The 17176-nt window shown below is 59.4% G+C and carries 14 protein-coding genes; 6 read left to right on the top strand and 8 right to left on the bottom strand.

Going from position 1 to position 17176, the window contains the following annotated elements:
• Positions 1–52: 52 nt before the first annotated feature.
• Complete coding sequence (locus tag IC231_RS15345; protein ID WP_190785373.1) at positions 53–2938, bottom strand: glycoside hydrolase family 2 protein; 2886 nt, start codon at positions 2936–2938, stop codon at positions 53–55.
• A 446-nt stretch (positions 2939–3384) separates the two neighbouring features.
• On the opposite strand from IC231_RS15345, the gene IC231_RS15340 reads away from it, so the two are divergent.
• Complete coding sequence (locus IC231_RS15340) at positions 3385–4464, top strand: aldose epimerase family protein (RefSeq protein WP_211539097.1); 1080 nt, start codon at positions 3385–3387, stop codon at positions 4462–4464.
• A 92-nt stretch (positions 4465–4556) separates the two neighbouring features.
• Here IC231_RS15340 and IC231_RS15335 read toward each other — a convergent pair whose 3' ends face one another.
• From IC231_RS15335 to IC231_RS15320, 4 genes are all read right to left on the bottom strand, one after another.
• Positions 4557–6671, bottom strand: coding sequence for a glycoside hydrolase family 97 protein (locus tag IC231_RS15335; protein ID WP_190785371.1), 2115 nt, complete (start codon positions 6669–6671; stop codon positions 4557–4559).
• A gap of 135 nt (positions 6672–6806) precedes the next feature.
• Positions 6807–7232 carry an STAS/SEC14 domain-containing protein gene (locus IC231_RS15330; RefSeq protein WP_190785370.1) on the bottom strand — a complete coding sequence of 142 codons (426 nt, stop codon included), beginning with the start codon at positions 7230–7232 and terminating at the stop codon, positions 6807–6809.
• Positions 7233–7468: 236 nt separating this feature from the next.
• Complete coding sequence (locus IC231_RS15325) at positions 7469–7870, bottom strand: hypothetical protein (protein WP_190785369.1); 402 nt, start codon at positions 7868–7870, stop codon at positions 7469–7471.
• 93 nt (positions 7871–7963) lie between these two features.
• Positions 7964–9040 carry a fatty acid desaturase family protein gene (locus IC231_RS15320; RefSeq protein ID WP_190785368.1) on the bottom strand — a complete coding sequence of 359 codons (1077 nt, stop codon included), beginning with the start codon at positions 9038–9040 and terminating at the stop codon, positions 7964–7966.
• A gap of 359 nt (positions 9041–9399) precedes the next feature.
• Between IC231_RS15320 and IC231_RS15315 the strand changes: the two genes are divergently transcribed.
• The 3 genes from IC231_RS15315 (at position 9400) to IC231_RS15305 (ending at position 13575) form a co-directional block, all read left to right on the top strand.
• Positions 9400–11673: a heavy metal translocating P-type ATPase gene (locus IC231_RS15315; RefSeq protein ID WP_190785367.1), complete on the top strand. Its 2274-nt coding sequence runs from the start codon at positions 9400–9402 to the stop codon at positions 11671–11673.
• A gap of 4 nt (positions 11674–11677) precedes the next feature.
• Positions 11678–12055 carry a cupredoxin domain-containing protein gene (locus IC231_RS15310; RefSeq protein WP_190785366.1) on the top strand — a complete coding sequence of 126 codons (378 nt, stop codon included), beginning with the start codon at positions 11678–11680 and terminating at the stop codon, positions 12053–12055.
• Between the two features lie 287 nt (positions 12056–12342).
• Positions 12343–13575: an NADP-dependent isocitrate dehydrogenase gene (locus IC231_RS15305; protein ID WP_190785365.1), complete on the top strand. Its 1233-nt coding sequence runs from the start codon at positions 12343–12345 to the stop codon at positions 13573–13575.
• Positions 13576–13677: 102 nt separating this feature from the next.
• On the opposite strand, the gene IC231_RS15300 is transcribed toward IC231_RS15305, so the two are convergent.
• The 3 genes from IC231_RS15300 to IC231_RS15290 all read right to left on the bottom strand — a co-directional run bounded on the left by IC231_RS15300 (position 13678) and on the right by IC231_RS15290 (position 15711).
• Entirely contained in the window at positions 13678–13887 is a 210-nt protein-coding gene (locus IC231_RS15300; RefSeq protein ID WP_019947089.1) for a zinc ribbon domain-containing protein YjdM, read from the bottom strand.
• 14 nt (positions 13888–13901) lie between these two features.
• Positions 13902–14999, bottom strand: coding sequence for a redox-regulated ATPase YchF (gene ychF / locus IC231_RS15295; protein ID WP_185889422.1), 1098 nt, complete (start codon positions 14997–14999; stop codon positions 13902–13904).
• A 364-nt stretch (positions 15000–15363) separates the two neighbouring features.
• Positions 15364–15711: a DUF3276 family protein gene (locus IC231_RS15290; protein ID WP_185889423.1), complete on the bottom strand. Its 348-nt coding sequence runs from the start codon at positions 15709–15711 to the stop codon at positions 15364–15366.
• 311 nt (positions 15712–16022) lie between these two features.
• On the opposite strand from IC231_RS15290, the gene IC231_RS15285 reads away from it, so the two are divergent.
• Both IC231_RS15285 and IC231_RS15280 read left to right on the top strand, forming a co-directional pair.
• Positions 16023–16943, top strand: a complete 921-nt coding sequence (locus IC231_RS15285; protein WP_190785364.1) for a DUF58 domain-containing protein — start codon at positions 16023–16025, stop codon at positions 16941–16943.
• 12 nt (positions 16944–16955) lie between these two features.
• The gene (locus IC231_RS15280; protein ID WP_190785363.1) at positions 16956–17171 is read left to right on the top strand and encodes a hypothetical protein; all 216 of its coding nucleotides are present in this window, start codon (positions 16956–16958) and stop codon (positions 17169–17171) included.
• Positions 17172–17176: the final 5 nt, after the last annotated feature.

Genomic DNA, 17176 nt, shown 5'->3' with positions numbered 1-17176 from the left:
GGCAGGCTCAGCATGACGTTTTGGTATGCTCGGTGGATACTTTCAACCCGTTCTAAAACAGGTCATCCTTGGCGGGGGCGGTGTAGGGCTGGGGCTGGCGGCCGGTTTTGGGCAGGCCGAAGTAGAAGAACAGGGTGCGCTGGCGGGCGCCGTGCAGGTGGTTCAGCTCGCTGGCCGGGCCCAGGTTGGCGGTGTTGGCGTCGATGTTGAGGGCCAGCTTAGTGCCCAGCGGCGGAATGGCATCCAGAAACGACAGGTTGCCGACGGGCAGGGCGGGGGAGGGCTGCACGCCCGAAAGGCCGTAGAAGTCGAACAGGCGCACGTAGAGGCCGGGGTCGGGGCTGGCCACCAGAAACTTGCCTTCCATGGTGTTCATTTCCAGCCAGGCAATATCGGCGAAGTAGCCCTTGAACTCCGGGTAAATCCAGGGCGCGGCGCCGGTCTGGGTGTTGTTGTAGGCGTTTTCCCACACGTTGTCGGCCACGCCCTGCAGGCGGTTTTTCCACACCCGGTAGGGCCCCTTTCCCAGCCACTTGGCTCCAATGACGTAGTTTTCGGGGTAAGTGAAGCTCAGGCCGGCAAAGGCGTAGTCGGTGGGCGGCAGCGCGTACTCGTAGGTGAGCTGCAGCCAGCCCGAGGCGTACATCTTCCAGCGCACCGCTTTCAGGTCGCCGGAGTAGCGCGCCTCCACCACTTCGCCGCCAGCTTCCGCGTGGTGCTGCAGGCCCAGGAACGTGGCCGCGCCACTTACCAGCATTGGGCCGTTGCCGAAGGAAAGCTTGTCGCCGTTGTTGCCTTTGATGCCGGTGAGCTGGCCGGTGGTTTTGCTGAAGCCCACGCTGATATTCCCGGCCTTCAGCGTCAGCAGCGAATCGGTATCGGTGACGGCCACCGCGCCGGGCGCGGCCAGGTCCACTAAGCCGGCCAGCACCTTGGCGTTGCCGCTGGTTTTCCAGGTCCATTTATACACGAGGTTCTTCTGCGCATCGAAAGCCGACACCACCAGCGCGTCGTACTGCCGCCAGTTTTTGGGCAACCCCAGCTGCAGCCGCCCGGTGCCCAGCGGCTTCACGTCGGGGCTTTTGAGGCGGCTTTTCTGCTGGGTTATTGAGCCCGGAAAGGCATCGGTGGGCGCCCGGAAGTTCACCAGCTCCCACTGGAAAAAGCATTGGCTGAGGTTAGTGAAGTGGTAGCGGTTTTCCACCGGCAGCGTGCCGTTGAACTTGGCCGGCAACTCCGGCAGCGCAATGCGGATGGGCGAAAAGATTTCCCGGATGGCGTAGAAGCTGCCTTCCTTTTCGCGGTGCGGGCCCACCACGCCATCGGGCGCATTCACCCCGTTCACGTCGATGATGTTGCGCTGGTCGGTGCGCACCACGCCCTCGTCCAGCAAGGCCCACAGGAAGCCGCCGCCGCTGCGTTTGGCGTGCCAGTGCAGCTCCCAGAAGTCGGCCAGGCCGGTGCCGCCGCCGCCGTCGTCCTGGCAGTGCAGAAACTCGGTGGGCATGTAAATCAGCGAGTCGGTCAGGAGTTGACGGGTGCTGTAGTAGTTTTCGTAGTGGTTGCCGTCGATGCCGTTGTGGGCGTTGCCGGGCCGGTGGTGGGCGTGGATGACGGGCCGGTTGCTGAGGTCGTAGCGGCCGAAATCGTCGTCGAGCTCCTTGTTGGTGCCGCCCTCGTTACCGTTGCTCCAGAAGATGATGCTGGGGTGGTTAGCGTCGCGCTGTACCATTTCGCGCACCAGCTTGGCGCCGGCCGCGGTGCTGTAGGCTTTCTGCCAGCCGGCCAGCTCATCCAATACATAGAGGCCCAGCGAATCGCAGAGGTCCAGGAACTTCGCGTCGGGCGGGTAGTGAGCCATGCGCACGGCGTTCAGGTTCATTTCCTTGAGCAGCTTCACGTCGAGCAGCTGGATGGAGTCATTGAGCGTGCGGCCGGTTTCGGGCCACCAGCTGTGCCGGTTGATGCCCTTCATCTTCACCTGCGTGCCATTCACGAAAATGCCCTGCCCGCGCCGCACCTCTATGGTGCGAAACCCGAACCGGCTGGTGGTTTCATGCAGCGTGGTGCCGCCCGCCCGCAAGCTGGTGCGCACCCGATACAGGTGGGGCGTTTCGGCGGTCCAGCGCCGTGGCTGCCGCACCTTCGTGCGCACCGTCACGACGGTATCCGACGGATTGGCCGCGGCCTGCGCCGTGCCCACCACCTTGCCCGCGGCATCTAGAATCTCGGCTTGCACCTGCGCCCCGGCCGGCGCGTTGCGCACAAACACGTTCATGCTGAACGCGCCACTGGCCTGGGCATTGATGGCAGTGCGCGCAATAAACTGCCTCGGGTACGCGGCCAGGTACACCGGCCGGAAAATGCCGCCGAACACCCAGTAGTCGGCCAGCCGCTCGGCGTTGTTCACCGATTTGTCGGCCGACATCTTGCTCACCGTCACTTCCAGCAGGTTGGCCTGGCCGGAACGGAGCTTGTCGGTGATGTCGTGTCGGAACTCGTAAAACGCGCCCTGGTGCACCGGCCCCGCCACCTGCCCGTTGATTTTCACCTCGGTATCTGTCATCGAGCCTTCAAACACAATAAACACCTGCTTATCCTGCCAGGCAGCGGGCACCTGAAACGAGTGCCGGTAGCGGCCCTGCTCGTCGGCGAAGCGGAAGTTCTTGCCGTAGGTTTTGTAGTCGCGTCCGTAGTTGTAGCTTCCGAACCCCATCTGCTCCCAGCATGAGGGCACCGCAATTTTGGTCCAGAAGCCGCTTTGGCGCCCGCCGGTGCAGAAGAAGTCCCACTGCACGGTCGGGTGGTTGTCGCGCCCCGAGAGGTACTGCACCTGCGTCTGCGGTGCCGGCTGGGCGTAACTGCGAAATGGGAGCAAGGCGCACAGAACAGCCAAAGAGCGGAAGGCTAGTCGTGGTAACAGGAAGAGGATTCTCATGGACAGTATGGCATAGCCTAGGTGGTTAGGTGGCCGATGGGCATTTCTAACCGGCACTCAACCTAGGCAGAACCCTAGAAATCGGCACCCTGTAGTTTCCTGCCCGGCCCACTACCGCAGAACTGAGCTGGCAGGAGTTGGGTACTACTTGTAATATTCTTCGGATGAACGAACAGGTCCGACGTGTAGCAGCATTACCAGAAGCCGTATTTCAACGTTATCTTACGTATACTTCTACTTACTCTTTCGGCAGCAAGGTATAGGCCACCGGCTTGGTGCTGGAGTGTTGTGGGAGGCATTTTTTCATTTCCATTCCGTATCGAATGCTGCCGCCTAACTGCTCTGCCCAGCTTTGTAGGACCTTGCTGGGCCTGACCGGCTTGTTCGCCATTGGCAGCTGCAACCACTCAACCCCTGCGCAACAGCAGGCGGGCACTTTCTCTCCTATGACTGACTCCACGCAAACTTCCACCACTGCCACGCTTCCTACCATCACTGCTTTCGGCAAAACCACCGACGGCGCTGCAGTGCAGCTCTACACCCTCACCAATGGCCACGGCATGAAAGTGAGCATCACCAATTATGGTGGTATCATCACTAGCCTCGTGGTGCCCGACAAGCATGGTAAGCTAGGTGACGTAGTGCTGGGATTTGATGATGTGAGCGGCTACCAGAGCCCTGCGTATCTGAAGGCGGGACCGTACTTTGGCGCCCTGATCGGGCGCTACGCCAACCGCATTGCGCAGGGTAAATTCACGCTCGATGGCCGGGAGTACACGCTGGTCCAAAACAATGGCGAGAACACCTTGCACGGCGGTAATAAAGGATTTGATAAGGTACTCTGGCAGGCCGTGCCCGGTGCCTCCGCCGCTGGCCAAACGCTGACGCTTACTTACCTGAGCGAAGATGGTGAGGAGGGCTACCCCGGCAACCTGACTGTAACGGTGGTGTACACCCTCACCGCTGATAACGCCCTACGAATCGACTACTCAGCCACTACTGACAAGGCCACGCCCGTTAACCTTACCAACCATGCTTACTTTAACCTTAGTGCTGGTCCGGATGTGCTGGCCCATGAAATAACCATTGCCGCCGACCGCTACACTGTGGTGGATGCAGGCATGATTCCGACCGGCGAGCTGCGCCCCGTCAAAGGCACGCCTTTCAACTTTACCGTGCCACACGCCATTGGTGAGCGGATAGCACAGGTGCCCGGCGGCTACGACCATAACTGGGTGCTTAGGAAGTCAACTGGCCAGCCTGCTGCTACCGTGTATGAGCCTACTACCGGCCGCACCATGCAGGTAGCCACCACCGAGCCCGGTGTGCAGTTCTATACCGGCAACTTTCTGGATGGTACACTGCGCGGCAAAAACGGGCAGGTATATGGCAAGCATGCAGGCTTCTGCCTGGAAACCCAGCACTTTCCCGATTCGCCCAATCAGCCCAACTTCCCGACCACCATCCTGAAGCCCGGCCAGACCCTGCACTCAACAACGACCTACACGTTCGGTGTGCGAAAATAAAGACAGGCGCCTAGCAGTAGCGTTCAGCTGAGCGCCGGGGCAGCCACAATTCCGCTCCAAGGGAGTAAGCCCTCAAATAAATAGGGTCATGTTTAGCGGCCAATCGACTTGATGCTGATGGCCGCACCGCCGCCGGCGGCTAGCTGCAGCCTGAGCGTGGTCTTGTTGTTTACTTTCTGCTTGCGGATTTGGTAGGCCTGCGGGTTCTGGTCCCAGCTGGCACCCTTTCCATCAGCGTAGATAGTGGCCTCGTACTGCCGGCCGGGGGTGAGGAAATCGAGCTTGATGGTCTGCTGGCGCGGGTTTTCGTCGGTGATGCTGCCCACGTACCAGTCCTCGCGGCCCTTGGCTTTGCGGGCCGTGGTGATGTACTCGCCAGGCTCGGCCAGTAGTATGCGGGTATCGTCCCAGTCCACGGCCACGTCCTTGATGAACTGGAAGGCATCGAGGTGCTGCTCGTAGGCCTCGGGCAGGTCGGCGGCCATTTGCACGGGGCTGTAGAGCGTCACGTAGAGGGCCAGCTGTTTTGCTAGGGTCGTGTGCACCTGGCGGCCCTTGTTCTGGGTGGGGTTCCAGCTTTCCAGCTTGATCTGGAAAATGCCGGGTGTGTAGTCCATGGGGCCGCCCATGAGGCGGGTGAAGGGCAGAATAGTTTCGTGCTCGGGCGGGTTGCCGGTGCTCCAGGCGTTGAACTCGTTACCCCGGGCCGCTTCTGAAGCCAGCCAGTTGGGATACGTGCGGTGCAGGCCCGTAGGCCGCACGGCTTCGTGCATGTCCACCATCAGCTGGTTCTGGCCGAGCAACTCGGCGGTGTGGTTGTAGTGGTTCACCATCCACTGGCCGTCGTGGTGCTCCCCGCGCGGGATGATGCGGCCCACGTAGCCGGTTTTCACGGCCGCGTAGCCGTGCTCCTTCATGAAGCGGTAGGCTTCCTGCTGGCGCCGCTCGTAGTTGGTGACGGAGCCGGAGGTTTCGTGGTGCATCATCAGCTGCACGCCCTTGGCGGCGGCGTACTGCTGCAATTCCGTCACGTTGAAATCGGGGTAGGGGGTCACGAAGTCGAACACCTCCTCTTTCCAGTTGCCGGCCCAGTCTTCCCAGCCCACGTTCCAGCCTTCCACTAGCACGCTTCGCAGACCGTGTTGGGCGGCAAAGTCGATGTAGCGCTTCACGTTGGCGGTGTTGGCACCGTGGCGGCCGTTGGGCTTCAGGCGGTTCCAGTCGGTGCCGGCCAGCTTGATGTTGCTGGTATCGGCGTAGTTCCAGCTGGCTTTATTGACGTGCATTTCCCACCACACGCCCACGAATTTCTGGGGTTTGATCCAGTCGGTGGTCGGGAACTTGGTGGGCTCGTTCAGGTTCAGAATCAGCTTGCTGGCCAGCACCTCGGGTGCTCTGTCTGATACCACAATAGTGCGCCAGGGCGTGTGCTCGGGCGCTTGCAAAAAGACCGCCGCGCCGGTAGCGCCGGGCACCAGGTGGCTGCGCAGGCCGTAGGTTTTGGTGTCCACGTTCAGGAACAGGGCCGGGTAGTTCACCAGCGCCGCCTCGTGGATGTTCACGTACAGCCCGTCGTCCGATTTCAGCATCAGCGGGGTCTGAATCCGGTTCGGGGCGGCTTTCTGCTGAATGGCCTCGATAGGCGTGGTGTTCACCTCGTTCAGGCGGGAGGTGGTGTAGACGTATTCGTTGGAGTCGTAGTCACCGGGAATCCAGAAGGCTTTGTGGTTGGCGGGCAGGTTGAACTCGGTCAGCTCGTCCTGCACCGTGAAGTAGCTCAGGCCGGGCTGTTGGGGCACCTCGTAGCGGAAGCCCACGCCGTCGGCAAACACCCGGAATACCACGTCGAGGCGTCGGCTGGGGGCTTGGGGCTGGCGCAGGTGTACCGTTAGCTGGCGGTAGTGGTTGCGAATGGTTTTCACCTCACCCCACACCGGGTTCCAGCTTTCATCCACGTCCTTGGTTTCGGAGCCGGTGATTTCCAGGGGCCCATCGAAGCCCTTGCCGTCGGCCAGCGCCAAGCCCAGCCGGGACGGGTTGATGACGGATTTCGGCCCGAACTGCACGGCGTAGGTGGGCTGCCCGCCGGCGTTCAGGGCCACCGTCAGGCTGACGCTGGCGAGGCGGGCGGTAAGCGGGGCGGGCGTTTGGGCAGCGGCGGGCAGGCTAGTGGGCAGCAGCAGAACAAGCCAGAGAGGGTAGCGCATACGGGCATCAGGTGTCATGGCCCGAAGGTAAGGCCTGATCCGTACTGTGCCGGCACCTGCTACGGCATTTGGGCCTGTCGCGCTGCTATCCTGCAGGATGTTTGCCGGTCCGGTCTGGTTCTGCGAAACAACTGGCTAAGACGCCGGGGCCTGCTGCCGGGCTTCCCGCAGCCAGGCCCGAGCCGAGTCAATGTCGCCGAACATGCGCATCTGCAGACGCCCGCCCAGGCCCAAATGCATGGCCTCCGCCGATTGGGCCGCCATAGATTCCGGACTGACTACGTGCGCAAAATGGGTCAGGCCCTGTTGTGCGGCACGCGGTGCCCAGTCGCTCACAATCCACTCCACGGCGTGGTCCCACGGGCCAATAACCAGGCGGTTGTCGTTGAGCAGGTAGGCGCACGCGTGTTCCCGCAGTGGGGTCAGGCAGGCATCCGCCCCGGCCAGAATACCGGTATGCGTCTGGTAACCAACCCAGTTGTTGTACAGCCAGTGGTTTGCAGGATCGTAGGCAATAGTCAGGTATACCTTGCCGAACCCGTTAGTTAGTTCCAGGGCCATGAGAAAAGGGGAAAGACTCGGCTACTATGAAAAGGAAAGTTTCTGCTACCACCGGAGAGCCTGCGGCCGGAAGACCCAACCGGCTCGGGCAGAACAAAGAACTCCAGACTGGGAAAGTAGCACTTGTTGCCGAAAAAGCGGAATTTATATAAGAACCCGACGATATTATCAGCAAAGCCCAGCTCGCTGAGGCGGTTCCGGTCTGCTGAAGTCGGCACCGGGTGCTGCAGATTTTTTTAGCGGGAATAATTGTCTTCCCATTCCGAGTAAGGCATGTTCGGCACCCGGTCGACGTTCTGAAAGCGCAGGCTGAGTGTATGCTCGCTTAGCCGCGTAATGGTGCATTTGGCGCGGCTGTATTGCAGCGTATTGCCCTGCCGGGTGTACTTGTGGCGGCCCCAGGAGCTGCCATTCGTGATGTCGTAATAGTTCAGCGAATCCGACGTGATGACCATGTAGTAGGACACATCGGCCACACTATCCTGGCTGAGCAGCTGGCCGGCCGCATCATAGCTGTATCCGGTGGCGCTACGGGAGTTCCAGCGGCCTTCCAGGCTCGGGTCAGGCTTGGATGGATCTTTCTTGCAGGCCGTGGCAAGCAGGGATAAACTGAGCAGTAGAAGTGAGAGACGGTTCATGCTAGTGTAGTGACAAAGCCAAAAGTATAACGCATAAGGCTTCGGCAAAAATAGACGAACGAACCTGAATTTTCCTCCAGGCAAGCAGGCTGATTACCGGCCCAGCTTATACAGCATGCGGTAGTGCGAGTGCAGCGCACCGGTGAAAGTCGGATTTTCCAGATAAGGCAGCCCAAACTCATGAGCCGTCTGCCGGACGATTGCCGAAATGGCCGGATAGTGGATGTGGCAGACCCGGGGGAAAAGATGGTGCTCGATCTGGCGGTTCAGGCCGCCGCACAGAAAGGCCGCTATGCGGCTCTGCGGCGAGAAGTTAGCTGTTGTGCGGAGCTGATGCACGGCCCAGGCCTCCTGCAGGTCGCCTGTTTCGTCGGGCGACGGGAAAGCCGTGCCTTCCACTACGTGGGCCAGCTGAAACACCAGTCCCAGCACCAGCCCCTCGACGATGTGCAGGCCCAGAAAGCCCAGCACAAACTGCCACCACGTAATATCCAGCACCACCAACGGCACCACAATAAAGAGCAGATAGTAAAGCGCCTTGTAGGCAAACAGGTTGATAACCTCCCGCCGCGGGTGCTTCGGAGTGGGGTGCTGGCCTATCTTATCCTTGAAGAACTTGAGGTAATCTTTGCGCAGTACCCACGACAGCGAAGCCAGCCCGTAGAGCGGAAACGCGTACAGATGCTGGTAGCGCTGCCACGGCCGCAATGTCTCCTCTTCCGAAAGCCGAACCAGGCCCGGCGCCACCTCAATATCTTCGTCGTGGCCCGGAATGTTGGTGTAGGTGTGGTGCACAATGTTGTGCGTGATGGTCCACACGTAGGGGCTGGCCCCAATCAGATTGAAGAGCAGACTGAACACCTTGTTGACACGCTTGCTGGCCGAAAATGCCCCGTGCATGGCGTCGTGGCAAATGTTGAAGCCGATAAAGGCACAGCAGGCGCCTAGCAGCGCCGCCAACCCCAGCAGTTCCCACGGCCCAAACTCTCCGAAAAGAATCAGGCAATACAGGCCCACAAAGCTGGTCAGGAAGAAAATCGTTTTGGCCCACATGGCCCCGTTGGCGTGGCGCGAGAGCTGCTGGCTCTGAAAATAAGCATCCACCCGCTGGCGAACAGTGGCAAAAAAGGTGGAGCGGGAAACGTTGGTAAACTTCAGGGAAGCACTCATAAAAGAGGAATAGAGCTGGACAAAAGCAGTACCTACCGCTTCAGCCGGGGACACAAGTACGGATAAACCGGCCACCTGTAACCGGAAGTACCCGGGAAAGGCTCCGAAAACCGCTGGGTTCATGGCAAAGTCATGCCGCAGCAGCCGGTTGTGCTACTACCGGAACAGGGGGCAGCCACTCTCGGCAACAACCAGCAGTAGCGCCCACACCAGCAATAACCCGCCGAGGACTCGAATTTTGCAAGTGTTTCTCAGGATTTCATACCAACCTTGCGCAAGAGCGAATGTTCCTTTGTAATGGATTTTAGCCAGTCGCCGCCAAGCGCAACGCGTGGGAATCAAAGAGTATTCTGCATCTTATGGAACCTGACATTAAAACCGAAACCCTCGACATTGAGGGCATGACCTGTGCCTCCTGCGCTTCCTTCGTGGAGAAGGCGCTGAGCCGTACGCCGGGCGTGCAGCGGGCCATGGTCAACTTCGCCACCGAAAAAGCCACTATAGACTACGTGCCTACCCAGGCTACACCAGCTACGCTCCGGGAGGCTGTTATCAGCTCGGGCTACGGCGTAGCGGAGCGTGCGCCCGATACCAGTGCCGCTGAGCGCAGCGCCGACCTAGACCGGCAGAAAGCGGCGGCGTATCAGAAGCTTAAGCGCCGGTTCTGGGTGGCGGCCGGCCTGGCCGTCGTTATCATGCCGCTGAGTATGCTCATGCTCTGGCCGGCGCTGCTGGCGCACGTGAACATGCAGGGGCTGAACTATGCGCTGCTGCTGCTCACGCTGCCGGTGCTGCTCTACAGCGGCCGCGAGTTCTACACCTCCGCCTGGAATGGCTTCCGACATCGGGCGGCCAACATGGACACCCTGATTGCCGTGGGAACCGGCGCCGCGTTCCTCTATAGCCTGGCCGCTACCGTGGTGCCTGGCTTTTTTACCAGCCGCGGGCTGATGCCGGAAGTGTATTATGATACCACCGCCACCATCATTGCCCTGATTCTGCTGGGAAAAGTGCTGGAAATGCGGGCCAAAACCCAGACCTCGGCGGCCATCAAGGCCCTGATGGGGCTGCAGGCCCGCACGGCCCGCCTCGTGCGGCCCGATGGGCAGGAAGTGGACGTGCCCATCGAGCAGGTGCGGCTGGGCGACCTGGTAGTGGTGCGCCCCGGCGAGAAAGTAGCTACCGACGGCATTCTGGAGGAAGGCCGCTCGGCCGTTGACGAAGCCATGCTCACCGGCGAAAGCCTGCCCGTAGAGAAAACCGCCGGCGACCCGGTGTTTGGGGCTACGCTCAACAAGACCGGCTCCTTCCGTTTCCGCGTCACCAAAGTAGGAGCCGATACCATGCTTTCCCGGATTGTGAAGCTGGTAGAAGAGGCCCAGGGTAGCCGCGCGCCCATCCAGCGGCTGGCCGATAAGGTGAGTGCCATCTTTGTGCCTACGGTCCTGGTCATTGCCATCCTCACGTTTGTGCTCTGGTTTGATCTGGCCCCGGTAGCTACGCGCCTGCCGCTGGCCCTGGTCAACTTTGTGGCGGTGCTCATCATTGCCTGCCCTTGCGCATTGGGGCTGGCCACGCCAACTGCCATTATGGTCAGCACCGGAAAAGGCGCCGAGCACGGCGTCCTGATTCGTAGCGCTGAAGCACTGGAGAAGGCCCATCAGGTTACAACGGTGCTCCTCGATAAAACCGGAACTATCACCCGCGGTGAGCCGGCCGTTACAGATTTCGTAGCTCTCGGTCAGGATGCGAGTCGGGTGCTGCAGGTAGTGTCGGCGGTGGAGCGGCAGAGTGAGCACCCATTGGCCGAAGCCGTCGTGCGCTACGCCGCTGCCCAGAATACAGCCAATTTAGTGGCCTCTGATTTTCGGGCAATTGAAGGCAAAGGAGCCGCTGCCAGCGTCGAAGGGCAGGCTGTTCTCATCGGCAACCAGCGGCTGCTCAGTGAGGAAGGCATCCTGCTTTCGCCGGAGCTGACTGCTCAGGCCGAAACGCTGCTACGCGCGGCCAAAACGGTGCTCTACGTTGCCGTAGACAGGCAGGCCGTGGCGGTAATCGGGATTGCCGATACCGTTCGGGAAACGTCGGCGGCGGCTATCTGGCGGCTGCAGGCTATGGGCATGGAGGTGGTCATGATGACCGGCGACAACCCCCAGACCGCCGCGCAGGTGGCCGCGCAGGTAGGCATTTCGCGCTACTTCGCGGAGGTATTGCCTCAGGACAAGGCCGGCAAGGTAAAAGAGCTGCAGGCCGAAGGACGCACGGTAGCCATGGTCGGTGACGGTATCAACGATGCGCCGGCGCTGGCACAGGCGGATATCGGTCTGGCCATTGGGGCGGGCACGGATGTGGCCATGGAAGCCGCCGGCATCACGCTGATGCGCTCCGACTTGCACGGCGTGGTAACGGCCATCGAGCTAAGCAGGCAAACTATCCGTACCATCCGGCAAAACCTGTTTTTCGCCTTCATCTACAACACGCTGGGCATACCTATTGCGGCCGGCTTACTGTATCCCGTTTTCGGGTGGCTGCTTTCGCCAATGCTGGCCGCTGGCGCCATGGCCCTGAGCTCGGTATCGGTGCTCACCAACTCGTTGCGCCTGCGCGCCTTTCATCCTCGCCAAGCTTCCTGAACAAATGGATATCTCGGAAATTCTGGTTACGCTGGGCGGTATCAGTCTGGCGGCCCTTGTATTGTGGTACTTTTTCTTCTCAACGCGGCAGACAGTCAGCGCAGTTTCAGCCGCTGGCGGCCTGCAGGAAGTGGACATCACCGTCAAGGGCGGCTATGCCCCCGACGTTATTGAAGTGGAGCGCGGCAAGCCTGTACAGCTCCGCTTCTACCGCGACGAGGAAAACTCCTGCTCGGAGGAGCTGCTAATCCCGGATTTTCGGATTCGGCGCGACCTGCCGGCCTTCAAAACTACCTTGGTAGAGCTGCTGCCCCAGCAAGCCGGCCGGTTTTCGTTTACCTGCGGCATGGGTATGCTGCGCGGTACGCTGGTTGTGAAATAAGCGTCCGCAACCAGTGCCCTTTCTGCAATGCCGCCAGCCTCATATGTATGCCGCTCAGCAGCCAGTAGGTTTGCATGGCTCTGTTCAGACTGTCTTGGAGCAGGATAGTCTGCTGAAAACAAGCAGGATACCTGTCTTATAGGAATCACCTTGCGGCGGGGCAGCAAATCTCACTTAATTTGGCCCCGGCAAGTGCCTCTTCAGAAGGCGGCGGCAGCTGACATAGTGCCGGCAGCCGCGTCTTTCGCAACGCAAGTTACTCTAAACCCACCCTTAAGACTGTAAAAATGGCCAAAATCAAGGTAGCCAACCCCGTAGTAGAGCTGGATGGCGACGAAATGACGCGCATCATCTGGAAATTCATCAAAGACAAACTCATTACCCCGTACCTGGAACTGGACATTAAGTACTACGACCTGGGCATTGAGTACCGCGACGAAACCAACGACCAGGTGACCATTGATGCGGCCAACGCCATTAAGCAGTACGGCGTGGGCATCAAGTGCGCCACCATTACGCCCGACGAGGAGCGCGTGAAGGAGTTCAACCTCAAGCAGATGTGGAAGTCGCCGAACGGTACCATTCGGAACATCCTAGACGGCACCGTATTCCGCGAGCCGATTGTGATGAGCAACGTGCCGCGCCTTGTGCCCAACTGGACGGCCCCCATCTGCATCGGCCGCCATGCCTTCGGCGACCAGTACCGCGCCACCGACTTCGTAACCAAGGGTAAAGGCAAACTCACCATCACCTTCACGCCCGAGGACGGCGGCGAGGCACAGTCGTTTGAGGTGTACAACTTCAAGGGCGACGGCGTGGCTCTGGCCATGTACAACACCGACGAGTCCATCCGTGGCTTCGCCCACGCCTGCTTCAACCAGGCCCTGATGAAAGGCTGGCCGCTGTATTTGAGCACCAAAAACACCATCCTGAAGAAGTACGATGGCCGCTTCAAGGACATCTTCCAGGAAATCTATGAGCAGGATTACCTGGCAAAGTTCCAAGCTGCCGGCATCACCTACGAGCACCGTCTGATTGACGACATGGTGGCCTCGGCCCTGAAATGGAGCGGCAACTTTGTGTGGGCCTGCAAAAACTACGACGGCGACGTGCAGTCCGACACGGTAGCCCAGGGCTTCGGCTCGCTCGGCCTGATGACTTCTACGCTGGTAACGCCCGACGGCGGCACGATGGAGGCTGAAGCCGCCCACGGCACCGTCACGCGCCACTACCGCGACCATCAGAAAGGCAAGCCTACCTCCACGAACCCGATTGCCAGCATTTTCGCCTGGACGCGCGGTCTGGAGTTCCGCGGCAAGTTGGACAACAACCAAGAGCTGATTGACTTCTGCCACAAGCTGGAGCAGGTGTGCATCGAAACCGTGGAAAGCGGCAAGATGACCAAGGACCTGGCCGTCTGCATCCACGGCAACAAAGTGGAGCACGGCCGCGACTACCTCTACACTGAGGAGTTTCTGGAAGCGCTGGACACTAACCTGAAAGCCAAGCTGGGCAAATAGCTCTTGTGAACTACTTGCAAAAAAGCCTCTCCGATGAACGGAGGGGCTTTTTTATTTTGCAATGGCTGGCCTGATACTGATAGCGCGGCCAAAGAAACGACGCTAGGCTTTCTTCAGAAATTCGGTCTTGAGTACCATGGTGCTGCCACCAGCACGACCCTCAATTTCAGCGGGGCTGTTGGTGAGGCGGATGTTCTTGACCACGGTACCGCGCTTGAGCGTGAGCGAAGAGCCCTTCACTTTCAGGTCCTTGATGAGCGTCACTGAGTCGCCTTCCGCGAGCAGGTTGCCGTTGCTGTCTTTTACATCCATAGGTACGGAGGAAGTTAGACGTTGAAGCGGAAGTGCATGATGTCGCCATCCTGCACCACGTATTCTTTGCCTTCCACAGCCATCTTACCGGCTTCTTTAATCTTTACCTCAGTCTTGTATTCCTGGTAGTCAGCCAGCTTAATTACCTCGGCGCGAATGAAGCCTTTCTCAAAGTCGGAGTGGATAACGCCGGCCGCGGCCGGTGCTTTGTCGCCGCGGTGGATAGTCCAGGCGCGTACTTCCTGTACGCCGGCCGTGAAGTACGTAATCAGGTTCAGCAGGGAGTAGGAAGCGCGGATCAGGCGGTTCAGGCCGGATTCGGTGAGGCCATACTCGCCCAGGAACATTTCCTTTTCCTCGGGGTCTTCCATCTCCGCAATCTGCGACTCAATAGCGGCCGATACCAGTACTACTTCAGCGCCTTCCTTCGCTACGTGCGCCTGCAGGGCCGCCGTGTGGGCGTTGCCATTCGTGATGCTGGCCTCGTCTACGTTGGCCACATAAATCACGGGCTTGATGGTGAGCAGCTGCAGATCCGCAACGGCTTCCAGCTCCTCGGGCGTAGCCTGCACGGCGCGGGCATTCTGGCCGTCTTCCAGCGCCGCCTTGAATTTCTGCAGCGCCGCTACTTCCTTCTTGGCCACAGCATCGCCGCCCTTGGCTGCGCGCTCCGACTTGATGAGCTTCTTGTCGACGCTCTCCAAATCCTTGATCTGCAGCTCGGTATCAATTACATCCTTGTCGAACACCGGATCAACGCCGCCGGCTACGTGCACGATGTTGGGGTCGTCGAAGCAGCGCACCACGTGAATGATGGCATCTACCTCCCGGATGTTCGCCAGGAATTTGTTGCCCAGTCCTTCGCCCTTCGAAGCCCCTTTCACGAGCCCGGCAATGTCCACGAACTCAATGATGGTGGGCAGCACGCGCTTCGGATTTACCAGCGCCTCCAGAATCTGAAGCCGCTCGTCGGGCACGGTAATCACGCCCACGTTCGGCTCGATGGTGCAGAACGGATAGTTGGCCGATTCGGCCTTGGCATTGGAAAGAGCGTTGAAAAGCGTGGATTTGCCGACGTTTGGCAGGCCGACGATACCGCAGCGGAGACCCATAAGATGGAATAGTGAGTGGTGAAATGGTGCGCTGAGCTACTGGCTCAATTCGCGGGGGCAAAGGTACGGGGCTTTTTTGGGGAAAGCACGGCTGATCTGAGTCCGTTGCACCGGGTAGGTGTGCCAGTGAACCAGAGGCGGCACTGCTTCTGTTAGGCGGGCATGTGTGAACACCATAAACCCGCTCAGAAATTACAGCGCCTAGGCTTTTATGTGGCTGCCGGCGTGTTGCTGTTGGTTAGCCAGTACTACGCACTCTAGTGCACAGAAACCACGACGGCGCGCCCTGGCCGAAGCCGGGCGCGCCGTGCGGTGGGAAACGAAGAGCTTTTTTGTAGGACTGTTTCGCTAGGCTTTTCTGAAATTAGTAGTTGTCGTCGGCGCGGTTCGGGTTGAAGCCGGCTTCGCGCTCCTCATAGGCCGGGCGCGGGCGGTCCAATTCGGCCACCTCTTCCGGCGTCAGCAACTCTTCGCGCACATATTCCACGGCATCCTGCAGCGCATCCACGAACTTCAGGAAGTCTTCCTTGTACAGGAAAATCTTGTGCTTCTCATAGGAGAAAGTGTCGTCGTCACGGAGCTTGCGCTTGCTTTCCGTGATGGTCAGATAATAGTCCTGGCCGCGGGTGGCTTTCACGTCGAAAAAGTACGTGCGTTTGCCCGCTTTAATGCGCTGGGAGTAAATTTCTTCTTGGTCGTGACGTTCTTCCACGGGGCCTTCTGTAAAGTTTTGTTATTCCAAGATGGTTGAATTTCAGGCCAAAGTACAACTACTGCGCATGATATAAAAATTTTGAGGCCTCGTTTCTGATGTAAATCCTTGAATATCTTGGCGAAACGCAATAATTCGGTAAAATAATCGGTTTTGTTCAAACGCTGCTCATTGGAATATGGCAGGATGAAATCTGTAGTATATCCGATTGGTGCTATGCCTGAGCCACCTTCTGTACTTCTTTGTTTCTTTGAGGCGCAGGGCGTAGTGAAACTGCGTACTGCTTCTTTTGCTTTGCCCGTATTGTATCTATGGCTCAACCTCTTGATCTGGCCGCCGTCCGCTCGTTCGAAAACCTGGAATTCCTGGCTCGCCAGCTGGTGGAAGGCTTCATCACGGGCCTGCACCAGTCGCCCTACCACGGCTTCTCGGTAGAGTTTTCGGAGCACCGGCTCTACAACCCCGGTGAAAGCACCCGCCACCTCGATTGGAAGGTATTCGCCCGCACCGACAAGCTGTTTGTGAAGCGTTACGAGGAGGAAACCAACCTCCGCTGCCATCTGCTGCTCGATGTCAGCCCCAGCATGTACTACCCCGAGCCCGGCCACGACAAGCTGCGGTTTGCGGTGCTGTGCGCGGCAGCCCTCACCACGCTGCTCCAGAAGCAGCGCGACGCCGTCGGGCTCGTTACGTTCTCCAGCCAGGTAGAGCTGCAGACGCCGGTGCGCTCCACCAGCACCCACCGCCACACGTTGCTGCTGGCGTTGCAGCAGCTTCTAGAGCGTCCGGCCAGCTCAATCCATACGTCTACCGACGTGTCAGGCGTCATTCATACCATAGCGCAACAGATTCCAAAACGCTCGTTGGTGGTGCTGTTTTCGGATATGCTGGGCCGCGCCCCGGAAGAGCAAACGGCCACGCTGGCTGCCCTGCAGCACCTGCGCCACCAGCACCACGAAGTGCTGCTGTTTCATATCATGGACCGCAGCACCGAGTCTGATTTTGACTTCCAGGACCGGCCGTATCTGTTCGAGGATATTGAAACGGGCGAAACTGTGAAGCTGCAGCCGTCGCAGGTGCGGGAGCAATACCGCGCCGCCATGCAGGCGTATGAGCACGAACTGGCGCTACGCTGTGGGCAGTACAAAATCGACTTCGTACCAGTGGATATCCGGGAGCCGTTTGATAAGGTCCTGTATGCGTATATGGTGAAGCGCGGGAAGGTGCGCTAACTTTGCAGTTCTATGGATGAATTTGCGTTGGGAGTTGGCCTGTTTCTGGTGGCGTCGTTTTCGGCTTTAGTAACGGCCTATATTGCTCACATGTACGGCCGGCCACTGGTGCGCTGGCTGCTGATTGGCTTCTGCTTGCCCTTGCTGGGTATTTTTGTGGCAATGGCCTTGGCAGTGCGCGACGCTGGCAAAGAGGAGGCGGCAGAAAAGCGGGAAAAAGGCGACTAATGCGC

It is taken from the genome of Hymenobacter duratus, from assembly GCF_014698995.1.
Classification (GTDB): domain Bacteria; phylum Bacteroidota; class Bacteroidia; order Cytophagales; family Hymenobacteraceae; genus Hymenobacter; species Hymenobacter duratus.
This window is presented reverse-complemented; position numbering and strand designations above follow the sequence as displayed.